The sequence below is a fragment of the Pseudoalteromonas sp. S3785 genome, assembly GCF_005887365.1.
Classification (GTDB): domain Bacteria; phylum Pseudomonadota; class Gammaproteobacteria; order Enterobacterales; family Alteromonadaceae; genus Pseudoalteromonas.
Genome location: NZ_PNCT01000027.1, coordinates 83,721 through 101,424 on the forward strand (window position 1 = coordinate 83,721; position 17,704 = coordinate 101,424).

At 41.7% G+C, this 17,704-nt stretch carries 16 protein-coding genes; 15 read left to right on the forward strand and 1 reads right to left on the reverse strand.

Annotated features, from left to right (window positions below; genetic code table 11):
* The first annotated feature begins 2 nt into the window (after window positions 1-2).
* The 4 genes from relA to eno all read left to right on the forward strand — a co-directional run bounded on the left by relA (window position 3) and on the right by eno (window position 6,182).
* Complete coding sequence (relA, locus tag CWC17_RS08135) at window positions 3-2,159, forward strand: GTP diphosphokinase (protein ID WP_055015363.1); 2,157 nt, start codon at window positions 3-5, stop codon at window positions 2,157-2,159.
* A gap of 1 nt (window position 2,160) precedes the next feature.
* Window positions 2,161-2,958: a nucleoside triphosphate pyrophosphohydrolase gene (mazG, locus tag CWC17_RS08140; protein WP_171042075.1), complete on the forward strand. Its 798-nt coding sequence runs from the start codon at window positions 2,161-2,163 to the stop codon at window positions 2,956-2,958.
* Window positions 2,959-3,135: 177 nt separating this feature from the next.
* Window positions 3,136-4,770: a CTP synthase gene (pyrG, locus tag CWC17_RS08145; RefSeq protein WP_055015360.1), complete on the forward strand. Its 1,635-nt coding sequence runs from the start codon at window positions 3,136-3,138 to the stop codon at window positions 4,768-4,770.
* A gap of 113 nt (window positions 4,771-4,883) precedes the next feature.
* The gene (eno, locus tag CWC17_RS08150; protein WP_055015359.1) at window positions 4,884-6,182 is read left to right on the forward strand and encodes a phosphopyruvate hydratase; all 1,299 of its coding nucleotides are present in this window, start codon (window positions 4,884-4,886) and stop codon (window positions 6,180-6,182) included.
* A 166-nt stretch (window positions 6,183-6,348) separates the two neighbouring features.
* Here the strand turns inward: eno and mutH are convergent, their stop codons facing one another.
* Window positions 6,349-7,020 (reverse strand): DNA mismatch repair endonuclease MutH, encoded by a 672-nt coding sequence (mutH, locus tag CWC17_RS08155; RefSeq protein WP_055015358.1) that lies wholly within the window; start codon window positions 7,018-7,020, stop codon window positions 6,349-6,351.
* 577 nt (window positions 7,021-7,597) lie between these two features.
* Between mutH and rppH the strand changes: the two genes are divergently transcribed.
* From rppH to CWC17_RS08210, 11 genes are all read left to right on the forward strand, one after another.
* Entirely contained in the window at window positions 7,598-8,116 is a 519-nt protein-coding gene (rppH, locus tag CWC17_RS08160) for an RNA pyrophosphohydrolase (RefSeq protein WP_004586239.1), read from the forward strand.
* A 29-nt stretch (window positions 8,117-8,145) separates the two neighbouring features.
* Window positions 8,146-10,410 (forward strand): phosphoenolpyruvate--protein phosphotransferase, encoded by a 2,265-nt coding sequence (gene ptsP, locus CWC17_RS08165; protein ID WP_138612564.1) that lies wholly within the window; start codon window positions 8,146-8,148, stop codon window positions 10,408-10,410.
* Window positions 10,411-10,482: 72 nt separating this feature from the next.
* A complete protein-coding gene (locus CWC17_RS08170) occupies window positions 10,483-11,292 on the forward strand; it encodes a sulfite exporter TauE/SafE family protein (protein ID WP_055015356.1) in 810 nt (269 codons plus the stop codon).
* Window positions 11,293-11,302: 10 nt separating this feature from the next.
* Entirely contained in the window at window positions 11,303-12,106 is an 804-nt protein-coding gene (lgt, locus tag CWC17_RS08175) for a prolipoprotein diacylglyceryl transferase (RefSeq protein ID WP_055017385.1), read from the forward strand.
* A gap of 11 nt (window positions 12,107-12,117) precedes the next feature.
* A complete protein-coding gene (locus CWC17_RS08180) occupies window positions 12,118-12,969 on the forward strand; it encodes a thymidylate synthase (protein WP_055017386.1) in 852 nt (283 codons plus the stop codon).
* Window positions 12,970-12,988: 19 nt separating this feature from the next.
* Window positions 12,989-13,867, forward strand: coding sequence for a UTP--glucose-1-phosphate uridylyltransferase GalU (gene galU, locus CWC17_RS08185; RefSeq protein WP_138612565.1), 879 nt, complete (start codon window positions 12,989-12,991; stop codon window positions 13,865-13,867).
* Between the two features lie 381 nt (window positions 13,868-14,248).
* Window positions 14,249-14,947 carry an SPOR domain-containing protein gene (locus tag CWC17_RS08190; RefSeq protein ID WP_138542084.1) on the forward strand — a complete coding sequence of 233 codons (699 nt, stop codon included), beginning with the start codon at window positions 14,249-14,251 and terminating at the stop codon, window positions 14,945-14,947.
* 39 nt (window positions 14,948-14,986) lie between these two features.
* Window positions 14,987-15,574 (forward strand): SPOR domain-containing protein, encoded by a 588-nt coding sequence (locus tag CWC17_RS08195; RefSeq protein WP_138612566.1) that lies wholly within the window; start codon window positions 14,987-14,989, stop codon window positions 15,572-15,574.
* A gap of 72 nt (window positions 15,575-15,646) precedes the next feature.
* A complete protein-coding gene (locus CWC17_RS08200) occupies window positions 15,647-16,240 on the forward strand; it encodes a FlgO family outer membrane protein (RefSeq protein ID WP_138612567.1) in 594 nt (197 codons plus the stop codon).
* A gap of 13 nt (window positions 16,241-16,253) precedes the next feature.
* On the forward strand, window positions 16,254-16,946 hold the full coding sequence (locus CWC17_RS08205) for a FlgO family outer membrane protein (RefSeq protein ID WP_055017390.1): 693 nt from the start codon (window positions 16,254-16,256) through the stop codon (window positions 16,944-16,946).
* 8 nt (window positions 16,947-16,954) lie between these two features.
* Window positions 16,955-17,632, forward strand: a complete 678-nt coding sequence (locus CWC17_RS08210) for a FlgO family outer membrane protein (RefSeq protein WP_138612568.1) — start codon at window positions 16,955-16,957, stop codon at window positions 17,630-17,632.
* Window positions 17,633-17,704 lie beyond the last annotated feature (72 nt).

Here is a 17,704-nt window from a genome sequence, read left to right on the forward strand (position 1 = left end):
TTATGGTCGCTACACGTCAATCACATCAGCAGGACGACACAGGTGACTTTGCTACTAGCCTAAAACAGTTAGCGTTATCGCAAGATAAAATAACGCTACTAAACAAAGCGCAAGCATTGTGTGTTACATGTGACAACCAAGCACGGCAAAACACGGCTATCGAAATGGTCGAGATTTTAGCCGAGCTTAATTTAGATGCAGAATCTCTCGCAACTGCGTACCTCACGCATTATTACTTAAATGACTTAGTGGATCTTGAAACCGTAGAAGCACAACTTGGCAAAAATGTAGCCATGCTTCTAACGGGGGTTGCACAAATGGCGGCTATTAGTACTTTATCTCACCAAGGTAAAGGAACAATGCAGGTAGATAACATTCGTAAAATGTTACTTACTATGGTTGAAGATGTGCGCGCGGTTGTAATTAAACTTGCCGAGCAAGTGTGCCATTTACGTAATGTAAAAAATGGCGATGAAGAAGAGCGTGTTATTGCTGCTAAAGAAACCGCCGATATTTTTGCCCCGTTAGCAAACAGGTTAGGTATAGGGCAGCTTAAGTGGGAACTTGAAGATTTATCGTTTAGGTATTTACACCCCGACACTTATAAAAGCATTGCTAAGCAACTTGATGACAAACGCCTTGCCCGTGAAGCCTATATGGAAGATATGGTTGAGCAAGTTAAAGCGCGCCTAAGCGAAGCCGGTATTGAGGCGCAAGTGTATGGCCGCCCTAAGCACATTTACAGCATTTATAAAAAAATGCAGCAAAAAAACTACGAGTTTGATCAGCTGTTTGATATTCGGGCGATGCGAATAGTGGTTGAGCGCCTGCAAGATTGTTACGGCGCACTAGGTATTGTGCACACTAATTGGCGTCACCTAAATAAAGAGTTTGACGACTACGTTGCTACACCTAAACAAAATGGCTATCAGTCAATTCATACTGTGGTATTTGGCCCTGAAGGAAAAACTGTAGAAATACAAATACGTACCAGCGAAATGCATCAAGATGCTGAGCTAGGTGTAGCCGCGCACTGGATGTACAAAGAAGGCGCCTTACCAGGGCGAGGCTCAGGTTATGAGCAAAAAATTAGCTGGTTGCGCAAATTACTGCAATGGCAAGAAGAAGTGGTCGATGGGGGCGACTTAGCTGAAGAGCTTAAAAACCAAGTTGTAGAAGACCGCGTTTATATATTTACCCCAAGTGGCGACATTATTGATTTACCTGTTGGTGCTACACCCCTGGATTTTGCTTATTACATTCACTCAAATGTAGGGCATCGCTGCATAGGAGCGAAAGTATTTGGCAAAATAGTGCCGTTTACGCACCAGTTATCTACGGGCGATCAGGTCGAAATACTCACACAAAAGCAGCCTAATCCAAGCCGCGATTGGCTAAACCCATCGCTTGGCTATATTAAATCGTCGCGTGCGCGGGCTAAAATCCATCATTGGTTTAAACAGCTCGACCGTGATAAAAATTTAAGCGCCGGTAAAGAGATTCTTGATAACGAACTGCAAAAGCTAGATTTAACCTATAAAGATTTAGACCCCGCTATTAAGCGCTTTAACTTTAAAGAGTTAGATGACTTAATGGTTGCCATAGGCGCAGGCGATGTACGTTTAAATCAGATGCTCAACTTTGTAAGCGACCGTACCGAAGAAGAACCCGTTATTCGTTTTAAAGCGCCTAGTAAAGTAACGGGCGATAAAAACGGTATTGTGGTGGACGGCGTTGGCAGCCTAATGAGCCACGTTGCAAAATGTTGTCGCCCAGTCCCTGGCGATAAAATAATTGGCTATATTACACAAGGACGAGGCATAGGCGTGCACCGCGAAGATTGCGATGCATTTAACAACTTAAAAGAGCAGCACCCAGAGCGCGTTATATCGGTGAGTTGGTCAGATGAAATAAACGGCTCTTATGCGCTGAGTATAAAAATTGAAGCAAGCGATCGCTCAGGTTTAATCCGCGATATTAGCTCTGTGCTGGCTAATGAAAAAGTAAATGTGATCAACATGAACGTTAATACCGTTGGGGCCGATCAGCTGGCAGTATTTACTATGCAAATAGAAGTGCACGACCTATCGGGCACAAACCGGGTATTATCTAAGTTGCATCAAATTGAAGGTGTGCACAGTGCCAAACGAAACCAATAAAGTGGCTGATACCAACGCACTCGAGCAGCTTTTACATATAATGCAAACACTTCGCGATCCTGAGGTAGGGTGTCCTTGGGATTTAAAACAAGACTTTAAATCTATTGTGCCACATACATTAGAAGAAGCTTATGAAGTTGCAGATTGCATAGAGTCGGGTAATTTAAACGATCTTAAAAATGAGCTCGGTGACTTACTGTTTCAAATAGTGTTTTACGCCCAACTTGCCAAAGAGCAGGAATTATTTGATTTTAACGACGTGGTTAGTGAGCTAAATAGTAAACTTACCCGCCGTCACCCTCATGTTTTTAACACTAAGCAAGCGTTAACCGACGAGCAATTAGCAACGCAATGGCAAGCAATTAAGGCACAAGAGCGTGCAGCAAAAGTACAGCCGAGCAACGCCTCGCTTTGGCAAGATATACCCACTAATATGCCAAGCTTAGCTAAAGCTAAAAAAATTCAGCAGCGGGTCGCCGCACTTGGTTTTGACTGGCCTACTTATCATGGTGCACTTGATAAAGTAAGCGAGGAAGTACTTGAAGTAAAAGAAGCGCTTGAGCACGACCCTTTATCTGAACACACCGCAGAAGAAATAGGCGACTTATTATTTGCTACGGTCAATGTGGCTCGCCATGTTAAACGCGACCCGGAGCAGTTACTCAGACAAGCCAATGATAAGTTCTCGGGGCGCTTTGAAAAAGTGCAAGGTTATTTAATTGCAAAAGGAAAAAGTTTAGAGAGCGCAACGCTTGATGAAATGGAAGAAGCATGGGAAGCCATTAAAAAAGTGAAATGAGATGAGCTCAGCACAAACTAATGTTAATCAAAGAACATTTTTTGTGCGGGTAAACGCTATTTTTAGCTGGATTGCTCAACGCTGTTTTGGTATAATTTCGCCCCGTCTTGATGATATACCCAGAGTCTCTTTCTCGGGTGTTATATTCCTTTTAATTCCTGATATTCTAGGGTTCGCATGAGTACAAAATTTATCTTCGTTACTGGCGGGGTGGTTTCTTCGTTGGGTAAAGGTATTGCAGCAGCGTCATTGGCAGCTATTTTAGAGGCCCGCGGTTTAGATGTTACCATTTTAAAGCTGGATCCTTACATAAACGTTGACCCAGGCACAATGAGCCCAATTCAACACGGTGAAGTATACGTTACAGAAGACGGCGCCGAAACGGATCTTGATTTAGGTCACTATGAGCGTTTTATTCGCACCAAAATGACCAGCCGCAACAACTTCACACAAGGGCGTGTATACGAAGACGTGTTACGCCGTGAGCGCCGTGGTGAATACTTAGGTGCAACCATTCAGGTTATTCCACACATCACAAACGACATTAAGCAACGTGTATACGACGGTGCTGAAGGTCATGACATTGCGATTGTAGAAATTGGTGGCACAGTAGGCGATATTGAATCACAACCGTTTATTGAAGCAATTCGTCAGTTAGGTACTGAAATTGGCCGCGAACGTGCGCTATTTATTCACCTAACGCTAGTGCCATTCTTAGGCCCTGCAGGCGAAGTTAAAACAAAGCCAACTCAGCATTCTGTTAAAGAGTTGCGCTCTGTAGGTATTCAGCCAGATATTCTCATCTGTCGCTCAGACCGTAAACTGCCTAACAACGAGCGTGCAAAAATTGCATTGTTCACTAATGTTGAAGAAAAAGCGGTTATTTCACTACCAGACGTAGACAGTATTTATAAAATTCCTGCGCTATTAAAATCTCAAGAATTAGACAACTTTGTATGTCGTCGTTTCCACCTTGACGCACCAGAAGCTGATTTAGTTGAATGGGAACAAGTACTTTATCAAGAGTCTAACCCAACGGGCGAAGTAACGATTGGTATGGTTGGTAAGTACATTGAACTACCAGATGCATACAAATCAGTTAACGAAGCACTAAAACATGCAGGTCTTAAGAACCGTTTAACTATTAATATTGAATACGTTGACTCGCAAGACTTAGAAAGCAAAGGGGTTGAATTGCTTTCTCATCTAGATGCTATTTTAGTACCAGGTGGTTTTGGCGGCCGTGGTGTTGAAGGTAAAATTTTAGCGGCTAAGTACGCCCGTGAAAACAAAGTACCTTACTTAGGCATTTGTTTGGGTATGCAAGTAGCCCTTATTGAATACGCACGTAACGTTGCTGGTTTAACCGATGCTAACTCAACTGAGTTTAATATTAACTCAAAAGCGCCAGTTGTGGGCTTAATTACAGAGTGGCTAGATGCTGAAGGTAATATTGAAGTACGTGATGAAAAATCTGACTTAGGTGGCACAATGCGTCTAGGCGCACAAAAATGTCATTTAACGCCGGGTTCTAAGGTGCACGAAGTGTACGGCAATACAGAAATTGTTGAACGTCACCGTCATCGCTACGAAGTAAACAACAACTTTGTAGAGCAATTAGAGCAAGCAGGCTTAAGCTTTACTGGTTTATCAGAAGATAAAAAACTAGTCGAAATCATCGAAAATAAAGATCACCCATGGTTTATTGCCGCGCAATTCCACCCGGAATTTACGTCAACACCACGTGATGGACACCCGTTATTTGAAGGGTTTGTAGCAGCCGCTCATACTCATCAAAAAACGTCTTCGTAATTAAAAAAAGCCGTGCATATTGCACGGCTTTTTTGTCTAAAGGGCTGACTAAAAGATATAAAACGTAGTAAAGTTAGCTGAACTCACCATTTTGGGAATATAGAGGAATCAAGATGTCAGAAATCGTAAAAGTAATTGGTCGCGAAATTATGGACTCGCGTGGTAACCCGACTGTTGAAGCTGATGTATATTTAGCTGATGGTTCTTGGGGCCGAGCTGCCGCTCCTTCAGGTGCATCAACAGGTACTCGCGAAGCGCTAGAGCTACGTGATGGTGACAAAGCCCGTTACTTAGGTAAAGGCGTATTAAACGCAGTTGGTTTTATTAACAACGAAATTGCGGATGCGCTAAAAGGCCAAAATGCATTAGAGCAAAGTGCTGTAGATAAAGTAATGCTAGATTTAGATGGCACCGAAAATAAAGAAAAACTAGGTGCAAATGCTATCTTAGCAGTGTCACTAGCGACTGCAAAAGCCGCTGCACAATTTAAAAAAGTTGAGCTTTACGAGCACATCGCAGACTTAAACGGTACACCAGGTGTTTACTCAATGCCGCTGCCTATGATGAACATCATCAACGGTGGTGAGCACGCAGATAACTCTGTAGATATTCAAGAGTTTATGATCCAACCTGTTGGCGCTGCAAACTTCCGCGAAGGCCTACGTATGGGCGCTGAAGTATTCCACAGCCTTGCTAAAGTATTAAAAGCAGACGGTCATTCTACAGCGGTAGGTGATGAAGGTGGTTTTGCACCAAACCTTGAGTCAAACGAAGCCGCTCTTGCTGCTATTAAAACTGCTGTTGCAAACGCAGGTTATGAGCTAGGTAAAGACATTACGCTTGCTATGGACTGTGCTGCATCAGAGTTTTACGACAAAGAAGCAAACATTTACGACCTTAAAGGTGAAGGTAAAAAATTCACTTCAGAAGAATTTAACTACTTCTTAAAAGAGCTAACTGAGCAATACCCAATTGTGTCTATTGAAGATGGCTTAGATGAGTCTGATTGGGATGGCTTTGCACACCAAACTAAGCTACTGGGTGATAAAATCCAGCTAGTAGGTGATGATTTATTCGTAACGAACACTAAGATTTTAAAACGTGGTATCGACAACGGTATTGCTAACTCAATCCTAATCAAATTTAACCAAATTGGTTCACTAACTGAAACGTTAGCAGCAATCAAAATGGCTAAAGATGCAGGCTTTACTGTTGTTATTTCTCACCGCTCTGGCGAAACAGAAGATGCAACAATTGCTGATTTAGCGGTAGGTACTGCTGCAGGTCAAATTAAAACGGGTTCACTGAGTCGTTCTGACCGTGTTGCAAAATACAACCAACTTCTTCGCATTGAAGAAGCGCTAGGCTCAAAAGCACCTTACAACGGTCTTAAAGAAGTTAAAGGTCAGTAATTCTGTTTTATATAGAATCTAATTCTTAATTTTAGATGATAAAATCCTCGCTCAGGCGGGGATTTTTTATGCCAGTTACTTTTCTAATAGGAGACCTGAGTGAACCTTCTAAGGTGCCTATTTAGTAAAAACGAGCACACCTGAAGCATTTAATAATTACGTGTAATTAAAGCTGAAACTGCTGCTTTAAAATCTCACCTGTAAAACTGGTTTTTAAATAAAAACCACGCGGTAGGGTTTTTATAATTTGACCATTTGGCCCAATAGCATCAGTAACCACTTTGCTGTTTGCCGCCTTAGGCCTTATTTGAATCGCATCCCCTAAATGACCTGATATTTCATCTACTCGTCCGAGTGCGATTAACTCCATTTGTTCTTCCCAGTCACGCTGTAATAACGCATCTTGCTCAGGTGTTGGTTGCCACAAAAAGCCGCTGCCTATCGTTCTATCAAATGGGGCTATATCTCGCTCACTTAGTATGGGTAACCATAAAACATGATTTAGCTTTTTACGCACAGCGCTTGTATGCCATGTCATACCGGTGACGTTTATTAAAGGTGTTACCGATACAAACGTAGTCTCTAGTGGCTTACCTTTGTAAGAAATGGGGAGTGTTTTTAGCTCTATCCCTAAATCTTCAAAGTCGGGGAGGGGTTTGGAGCCTGCAGTAGCGCCTAACACGTATTCAATAAGTTGCCCAGTCCAGCCTTTTTCGCGCAATAGGTCGTCAGGGGTTTTAAAACGGTATTGCGATGCCAATTGCCCTAATGTTAATCCGGCAATAGCGTTTACGCGTTGCATTAAGTCATTAATTGAATGGGGTCTAGTTGGTCGCATGCTATTGGTTTACCTTGAATAATTAACCGCACCATGATAGCAAAAGCCTACTTAGGTGGATATCTTTGCTTTTGGTTGTTTTTTATACGCGCTGTGTTTGGCGTAATTTTGCTCACGTCAAAAAGTCACTATTTAACTGTAAGTGACTGACCAGCTTTAATATTTTTGCTTAACTTATTCAGTTTTAATTAAGTTGGCAAATTCTACATGGGATAAATACAACAATATAAACATGTTTATCCACAGAATCTGTGGAGAAAGCAAGTTTTTAGATCTTCTATTGTGGACTTGTTTGCAAAATAGCCGTGTTTATTAAAAGTTATTCACAAGCTGTGAGTAAATAGTACAAAACATATTAATCAAGGCATAGCTTAGTTTTTTTTGCTAAAAGTTACATGATTTAGGGGTTATTTTAGCCCTAGACTCATCAGATGCTAATTTATAGTTAAGTTGTTATGCACAGTGTAAATAGTAAACTTGTAACTAGGGCGTGATGACTTTGGGGATAATAGTGTTTGCCGAATTGCAGCTAATGTGGAACAATCATTAAAAATCGACTTACAAATGAGGCACTAAGGTGATTGATGCCGAAGGTTTTCGTGCCAATGTCGGAATTGTAATTTGCAATAATCAGGGGCAAGTTTTTTGGGCTAGACGTTACGGTCAACATTCTTGGCAATTTCCCCAAGGTGGTGTTGATGACGGAGAAACACCCGAACAAACCATGTACCGTGAATTACACGAAGAAGTAGGTTTGCGACCAGAAGATGTAGAAATAGTCGCAAGCTCAAAACATTGGTTACGCTATAAATTACCCAAACGATTAATTCGCCGCGACTCTAGTCCGGTGTGTATTGGGCAAAAACAAAAATGGTTTTTATTAAAACTGCGTTGCAAAGATGAAGATGTAAATTTGCTTAAAACTCATCATCCCGAGTTTGATGATTGGCGCTGGGTAAGCTATTGGTATCCAGTGAGGCAAGTGGTGTCGTTTAAGCGCGATGTATACAGACGGGTGATGAAAGAGTTTGCACCGTTTGCAATGCCTTTTAATAAAAGAGAACATCATAAAGAGCAGTGGCGACACAAAAGGTAGTAGTATAATTATAAAATAAGGAGCAGGTAATGCTGGCAACACTAAGAACTATTGCTGAGTCTGTGTCGCAACAAGCGAACTTAGACAGTGCCCTAGTGTGCTTTGTGAAAATGGTGAAAGAAGCCATGAAAACCCAGTGCTGCTCTATTTATTTTGCCGACTACAGTCAAGATAACTTTGTACTTATGGCAACCGAAGGCCTAAACCCTGATGCCGTAGGTAAGTTTAGAATTGGTTTTACCGAAGGGCTTGTTGGTTTAGTTGCTCAGCGTGAAGAGCCTATTAATATTGCTTTTGCAAAATCTCACCCGCGTTTTAAGCTCTCCCCCGAAGTAAACGAAGAAGGTTACAATGCATTTTTGTCTGTACCTGTGGTGCATCAAAAAAAGGTATTGGGCGTTATTGTTGTGCAACAAAAAATGGCGCGGGTTTTTAGCCAAGACGAAGAGTCGTTTTTAATTACGCTTTCGGCGCAGCTAGCCTCGCAACTTGCGCATGCTGAAATAAAAGAGCTTTTACGCCAAGACGAATCATCACATCAAACCTCAGTGCTAAAAGGGGTGTCGAGTGCGCCGGGCATAGGAATTGGCCAAGCCTTTGTAGTGCTCCCCAAGCTTGATTTTAAATCTATAGAGCTTAAAAAAGACTCTGATAGTGCTGAGCAGAAACGTTTATTTACACAAGCCGTTGCTGCCACCCGCAAAGAATTTAATACCCTGTCTATGACTTTGAGTGACTCAATACCCCGTGAAGCACTCGCGGTATTTGATGTATACCAACAATTACTTGATGCCAAAAGTTTAGGCCACAACGTTGAGGTGCAGTTACAAGAGGGCTGGTGTGCAAAAAGCGCCTTAAAAATTGTTATTGAGCGGCTTATTTCACAGTTTAATGCCATGCAAGATCCTTACATTAAAGAGCGGGCCGTTGATGTAAAAGACATTGGACTAAGAGTATTGCACCATCTTGTAAACACTGAGCACGCAGTAAAAGATTATCCGCCGAATACTATATTAATTGCGAATACCTTAACGCCCGCCATGCTAGCTGAAGTACCCAACGGGCATTTAGCAGGTGTAGTGAGTGTAAATGGCTCAGCCAATAGCCATGCCTCTATATTAACCCGCGCTATGGGAATACCAGCTATTTGGGGTATTGAAGATTTACCCTTATTGCAATTTGATGGTAAACCAATGATTTTAGATGCCTTTTCTGGGCGTTTATATATTTCTCCTTCGCAAGTGTTACTCGATGAATACGCACAGTTAAAGCACCAAGATAAATTACTCAATAACCGCTTTTTAGCAGAACAAAGTGCACAGTCGGTTACCTTAGATGGTGAGCAAATCAATTTAATGCTCAATGCAGGGCTTGAGCTTAATACCGAACAAAGCAGTGCACATATTTGCGATGGAGTAGGGCTTTATCGTACCGAAGCATGGTTTATGCAAAAGGGGCAATTTCCTTCACAGGCCGAGCAAGAAAACTGGTATAGGGAGGTACTAAAAAGTTATCACCCAGCGCCAGTGGTTATGCGAACGCTCGACATTGGTGGCGACAAAGTTTTAGATTACTTTAATATCACCGAAGAAAATCCCTTTTTAGGTTGGCGGGGTATACGCATAAGCCTTGACCATCCAGAACTGTTTTTAGATCAACTCAAAGCCATGTTAAAAGCAAATATGGGCTTAGGTAATTTAAAAATAATGCTACCAATGATCAGTGGCTCAGAAGAAGTAGACGAAGCGCTCGCGTTATTTGAACAAGCTTATTTTGAATTAAGCGAAAAGTGCCCAAATCAAAAGTTAGAACGCCCCGAGGTAGGAATAATGCTTGAAGTACCCTCCAGTATATTTATGCTCGACGAGTGGGCTAAAAAGGTCGACTTTTGCTCAGTAGGCAGTAACGATTTAACGCAATACTTACTTGCTGTAGATAGAGCAAATGCGAGGGTAGCTCAGTTATTTAACCCATATCACCCCGGTGTGTTAAGGGTATTAAATAAAGTGGCTAATGAATGCAGCAAACACAGCTTACCTTTGAGTTTATGTGGCGAGCTGGGCGGCGAGCCAGAGGGCGCAATTTTACTTATTGCCATGGGCTATAGGCATTTAAGTATGAACATGTCGTCATTGACTAAAGTAAAGTGGATTTTAAGACGCTTAAACATTCACGATATGCAGCAGTTACTTGCAGAGTGCCTAATGCAGTCGAACGCTAAACAGGTACTGCGTCTAACGCGCAATTTTATGATTGAGCACCAATTAGGCGATCTATTCTACACCGCTAAATAATGCAGCGCTTAAGGATGCTATTAACGTAATAATCCTTTAATATAGGCGCACGAAAAGGTAATTGAGAACACTATGTATGACTTAGCTTTACTCGTGGCCAGTTGTGCGCTACTTGGCTGTGTAGTTGGCTTTTTAGCAGGGCTATTAGGGATAGGCGGCGGTTTAATTATTGTGCCTGTTTTAAGTAGTTTATTGCTGATGTTTAATGTTACTTCACCTGATCACGTTTTGGTTATTTCTATTGCAACATCGCTTGCCTCTATTTTATTCACGTCTACTTCTTCAGTATTGGCTCATCATAAAAATGATAATGTACCGTGGCAAATTGCGCCTTGGGTAATGTCGGGTGTAGGCCTAGGCGCTTTAATAAGTGGCTTTGCCGCCAGTTTAATACCAGAACAAGCGTTACGCAGCGTGTTTGCTGTGAGTGTTGTGTTTATTGCAGGCAGAATGGTATTGGCATCACGCAGTAAATCGCTTAATGAAAAACCATTACCAAAAGGGCCTATTTTAGGGAGCATTTCTGCCCTTATGGGGGCGCTTTCTGGTTTAATAGGTATTGGCGGCGGCGCGCTTATTGCCCCTATGCTTAACTACTTTTCGGTTGATATAAAAAAAGCGATAGGGTGCGCATCAGCATGCGGCATTGTTATCGCGTTATTTGGCTCTATTGGTTATATAAGCGCAGGTTGGAACGTAACTGATTTAGCCCACGGGTTCGCAGGGTTTGTATACTTACCTGCATTATTTGGTATTGTAATAACATCGTGGTTTGTGGCGCCCTTAGGGGCTAAAGCAACTCATTATTTACCTGTTACTATAATAAAGAAAATTTTCGCGGTGTTGCTTGTGCTCATCGCACTTAAAATGGTTTTTAGCTAAAGGTTTATTTATGGCACTTGAGTTTCCTCAAATCGATCCAATCATTTTTTCTGTTGGACCGCTAAGCGTACGTTGGTACGGTTTAATGTATTTAATTGGTTTTGCGTTTGCAATGTGGTTTGCTAATCGTCAAGCCGCAAAACCTAACTCTGGTTGGACTAAAGAGCAAGTAAGTGACTTGCTTTTTTACGGCATGCTTGGGGTTATTTTAGGTGGCAGAATTGGCTATGTATTGTTTTATCAGTTTAGCTACTTTTTAGAAAATCCATTCTATTTATTTAGAATTGACCAAGGCGGAATGTCGTTCCACGGCGGAACTTTAGGGGTTATTACCGCTATTATTCTATTTGCAAAAACCCGTAAAAAATCATTGTTTGCAGTGGGTGACTTTGTAGTGCCGCTTGTACCAGTGGGTTTATTAGCAGGGCGTATTGGTAACTTTATAAATGGCGAATTATGGGGCCGCGTAAGCGATGTGCCATGGGCCATGGTATTTCCAACGGGTGGGCCGCTTGCGCGTCACCCATCGCAGTTATACGAAGCCTTTTTTGAAGGGTTAGTCCTGTTTTTAATTTTATTATGGTTTATTAAAAAGCCTCGCCCTGCAGGCAGTGTAGCCGGTGTATTTTTATTAGGGTATGGCGTATTTAGATTTTGTATTGAATATTTCCGCCAACCTGATGCGCAGCTTGGCCTATTTGCCGACTTTATCTCAATGGGGCAAATACTCTCGTTGCCTATGATTATTGGTGGCCTTGGGCTATTGATTTGGGCATATAAAAAACCGCAACCTGTAACAGCAGCAAAGGCATAGTAAAACATAACATGAAACAATATTTGAATTTATGTCAGCGCATCGTTGACGAAGGTGTATGGGTAGAAAATAAACGCACAGGCACGCGCTGCCTAACTGTTATTAATGCCGACTTAGAATACGATGTAGGTAATAATAAATTTCCTATGATCACCACGCGTAAAAGTTATTACAAAGCCGCTATAGCAGAGCTTTTAGGTTACTTACGCGGGTACGATAGCGCAGCGCAATTTCGCGATATAGGTTGTAAAACCTGGGATGCAAACGCAAACGATAATAACGCATGGCTAAATAACCCTAACCGCAAAGGCGAGGACGACATGGGCCGCGTTTATGGTGTGCAAGGACGTAATTGGCAACGCCCAGATGGCTCAACGCTCGATCAGCTTGCTAAAGTAGTAAATAACTTAAAGAACGGGATTGATGACAGAGGTGAAATAATTACCTTTTATAATCCTGGTGAGTTTGAGCTTGGTTGTTTGCGCCCATGTATGCACACACATACGTTTTCGCTGCTTGGTGACACGCTGTATTTAACATCATATCAGCGCAGTTGCGATGTGCCGCTAGGCCTTAATTTTAATCAAATTCAGTGTTTTGTATTACTGGCCTTGGTTGCACAAATTACCGGCCATAAAGCAGGCAAGGCGTATCATAAAATTGCTAATGCGCATATTTACGAAAACCAGTTACCGTTAATGCGCGATGTACAGTTAAAACGTGAGCCGTTTGATTCACCGCAATTAAATATTAACCCAAACATAAAATCACTAGAAGATATAGAAACATGGGTAACACGAGACGATTTTGAAGTAGTAGGCTATCAATGCCACGAACCAATCCAATATCCGTTTTCAGTATAATAAGATTAAGGAGAACAAGATGAAAGCAGTGATCCCAGTAGCAGGCCTCGGAACGCGTATGTTACCTGCCACAAAAGCCATCCCTAAAGAGATGCTTCCAGTGGTAGACCGTCCGCTTATTCAATATGTAGTAAATGAAGCGGTAGCCGCAGGCGTTAAAGAAATTGTACTTGTAACGCACTCAAGTAAAAACTCTATCGAAAATCATTTTGATACCAGCTTTGAGCTAGAAGCCACGCTTGAAAAACGTGTAAAGCGGCAATTACTTGCCGAAGTACAGGCAATTTGCCCTAAAGATGTGACCATTATTCACGTGCGCCAAGGGGAAGCCAAAGGTTTAGGTCATGCAATTAATTGTGCTGCGCCAATTATTGGCAACGAACCCTTTGTGGTTATTTTGCCAGATGTGATTGTTGATGACGTAGAGAGCGATCTTAAAAAAGACAACCTAGCAGAGATGATCGCCCGTTTTGAACAAACTAAGCACAGCCAAATTATGGTTGAGCCAGTACCCATGGACGAAGTAGACAAATTTGGTGTTGTTGATTTAGGTGACGTAGAGCTTCACCAAGGCGAAAGCTCGCCAATTATTAACATGGTAGAAAAACCACCAGTAGATGAAGCACCTTCAAACCTATCGGTAGTAGGGCGTTATGTATTAAGCGAAAGAATTTGGCCACTGCTTGCTAAAACGCCGCAAGGGGCTGGTAACGAAATTCAACTTACAGACGCAATTGCCATGCTAATGGAGCAAGAAAAAGTAGACGCTTACGCAATGAAAGGCCGTAGCCACGATTGTGGCAGCAAAATAGGCTACTTAAAAGCAACGATAGAGTTTGCCCTGCGCCGCGACGAGTTTGCAGATGATTTAAAAACATTTATTAAATCGTTAATTTAGGTTTTATTAAATCACCGACCAAGGCGCCTGTTTAGGCGCCTTTTTTATTGCTAAATTATTAATGCCACTATGGGTATAGCTTTACTTAATTTTAACGGCGCAAGTAATAAAGTTGGTCTACGCTTATTTATGTTCTGAATTTGACTTGCGTTATATAGCTACATAACGTAATTTATATTGTAAAGTTTATGTTAATTGGCATTAAAGTTGTATTAAAAGCCAAACTCACGGAAGGGACACGTTAATTATTACCTATGTAGGTCAATTAGCGTGCAGGAGCAAAAATCGCTCATTGTTTAAATTGCTAAGTTAAACGCTTTCTTGTGAGAATGTTTAACTGAAATGCAAGTGCACAGGCACTGCTTTCAGGATAACGGGTACATGCTTAAATTAAAAAAATATTATAAACACTTTTTTGTATGCCTTTTTACGCTTACGTTTGGCTCGGCGTGCTCTATTACGCCTACAGCTAAACCTGCTATTGATAATGAAATACCTAACACCGCGCCCGATTACGTATCAATAACGGCACTGGAGCTGGCCCAATTGAAAGATGCCGCCATGCAATGGCAACAAGCACGCGCCGGTATAGAGCGCATTTTAAAGCTTGAAAAAGAAATTACTTACCTCGTTAACCATATAGATATAATAAACTCTAAGGCGATTGCACAATCTAATGCAAGCCCTGCCTACAGCAGCCGCTATACTCGTACGCCTTCGCGTATAGTCAGTAACAAGCCACGTCGCCAGCAAAGGTATAAAGCCGCTAACAATAATCAAAAGCAAACTATAAAGCTTAATACACCTAAACATGTATTTGCATTACAAGTTGCCTCGGTCGACTCTAAGCAAGATGTAGCGAAGGCTTGGCAAGAGCTGAACACTAAAGCAGCACCACTATTTAGGGATAAAATATTAACCAACGTAGAAACCGCAAAAATAAATGATAAAACCTTTTATCGCTTAAAGCTTGGCTCTTATAAAAACCTTAAAAATGCCAAAGCCGATTGTGAAGTATTTAAAATGTATAAGCTTGACTGCATTGTAAGTAACTATACCGACAAGCCAATTAAACTTTAAAGCTGATAGCTCGATAAGCCCTGACTTGCTAAGCGTTGATTGGCTGTTAAAATAGCGCCCACTCTTACCCAAATTAACAACATACTTATGCTGCACTACAAGGACTTTTTAGCTACATTAGTTTTAGGCTCTGCATTAGCAAACAGTGCTCACGCACTAGCGACAGATCAAAAGCAGGCGGTGCTTATTAAAAAGGATGATTTAGCTGTACTAAAAGAGTCTGCGCAGCAGTGGCAACAAACCCAGCCTCAATTAGAAAGACTGTTAAAGCTAGAAAGTGAATTACAGCGCACAGTCGATAAATTAAAACAACTAAACACCCAGCCAGAACTTGAGCAAACCCAGCTAACTAACCACTTAGCTGTTGTAAATACAAATGCGCTGTTTGCAGTTCAAGTAGGGGCTTATAAAAATAAAGCGGTACTTGAAGCGGCTGTAAAACAATATCAATCGGCCTCAAATATGCTTGAAGTTAATATCGAACAAGTACTCATTGAGCAGCACACATTTTATAGGTTAAAGCTTGGTGCGTTTAAAACAAAAAACGCAGCTGAAGATGCATGTAAGTCATTAATAAAAATTAATAACTGCTTTGTAACCTATTATGTCAAAACGCCTCAAAGTTAATAAAAACGCCTTAAGGTTAATTAGGCATAATAATTGCTTTATCCTCGATATGTTTTAAAGAGGACGGCAACTATGCGCCTTTTACTGCCTTTAGTATTGTTAAATTTAACTGCTTGCAACTTGGTTCCGCCCCCGGAGCCGAGTGTGCCCACTGCCGCGCCAAAAGCAGCAATGGCACCCTATACTGTAAACGAGTATGTAGCCAATCTAACCTCGCAGCTTAATCATATAAATGGCGCTTTAAATGCCAATGCGCGTATTGGTGTGAGTAGCTTTTTTTATGCCGATGCTTTAGATACTAAGCTAGTAGCAGGGCAGGCCTCGGGTTTGAGCTTACAAATTCAAGAAAGCTTACTAACGCAATTTACCCAGCTTGGCTATCATACTGTTGAGTACCGACTTGGTAATAACCTTATATTAGCGCAAAACGCAGACAGCATATTAAGCCGCGACTTAAGTAAATTGCGCAATCGCCAAAATATTGACTTAGTCATCACCGGCACTGTAACGCGCCAACAGCATGCTTATATAGTTAATGCACGACTCGTTAATATTGAAAACAAGCAAGTCCTGTCGGCAGGCAGCACAGAGATCCCTATAAATGTAATGTGGGGAAGTGAAAAAATTCAGCAGCGCGACGGCTCTTTGTACCGCAGCGAATATTAATCAGGAGCACACCATGAGAAACCTATTAATTACCCTATGTTTGCCATTAGGCTTTGGCTGTTCGCAAATGTTAAATTCGCTACATTCAGAGCCGGAGCAAGTTGAGCAAGACAATGCAGCCCAGCTTGTTTCAGAGCAACGTGCGGTAAAAGCACCTGTAGCAAATGACGCGTTATTTCAGTCTAACTTAAACAAGCAAAGTAACTACACCAAAAGTGCCCCTGCAAAACGCAAAAATATAAACCATTATGTGCGCGGTATAATGCAAGACATGGTCGAAAATCTGCAATACGTAAACGACAAAACGCCACTTGCCGTTTCTAGCTTTGTATTTTTAGATGATGACTACAGTGATGGAAGCCTGTTAGGTAACCAAATAGCCGAAAGCTTTATGCATGAACTGCATAGTTTTGGAGTACCGGTTATCGATTTTAAAACCACCGATTATATGCGAGTAACCCCCGCAGGCGACTTTGTATTTAGCCGCGACTACCTAGAGCTAAACCAAGATCAAAACTTTAATTACGTATTAGCAGGAACACTTGTGAGCCACCAAGGCGGCGTACTGGTAAATGCACGTATAGTAGGTATTAAAAGTAAAGCGGTAGTGGGCAGTGCGCAAGGGTTTATCCCGCAATCGGTGGTTGATGCGCTAAACAGTAGCTATCGCACCGACGGAATTATGCTTAAACAAGCCAGCGAGTGAGGTTGACCATGTTTTACAAACTATCTGCTATAGCGGGGCTCACGGCAACGTTAGCATTAGCTGGCTGTTCAATAACGCAAAATAATGAGCATAACGAAAGCATAAACACGCGCTCAGATTACACCGTAGTCACGCAAAACAGCCAACCCACGCCAGTGTATGCCAACCAATCTGTGCAGCAACAAAGTGAGTACGACACAGCAAGGCAGTTTACACCGCTTAAACACCACAAAACGCTGGCAAACTATGTAGAGCAAATGGCGCTGGATTTAGTGGATACGCTTGAAGCCGAAGCGCCCGATAACAATAGCATCAACATAGCGGTTACCACCATTGTCGATTTAGACGCATCGCTTAATAAAAGTAATCAGTTGGGTAATCAATTAGCAGAGACGTTTATTCATCAGCTGCAAAAATTTGGCTACGGCGTGGTCGATTTTAAAACCATGGACAGCATTGATGTATCAAATAGAGGCGACTTTGTGTTATCTCGCGATATAGAAAAGCTAAGTGAAAGCAGCATGGCTAACTATGTATTAGCAGGTACGTTAATTTACCGCCCAAATGGCGTAGCAGTAAACACCCGCGTTATAAATGTTCACAGTAAACATATTGTGGCAAGCAGCCGTAAACTCATACCACTGTACGTGTTAAACAAAGAAGATATATATTTATCAAGCAATTAAGTTAATTTTAGCTTGATATGAAAAACAAGATGCCGTTATAATTTTTGTAAGCTGTAAGCTGTAAGCTGTTAG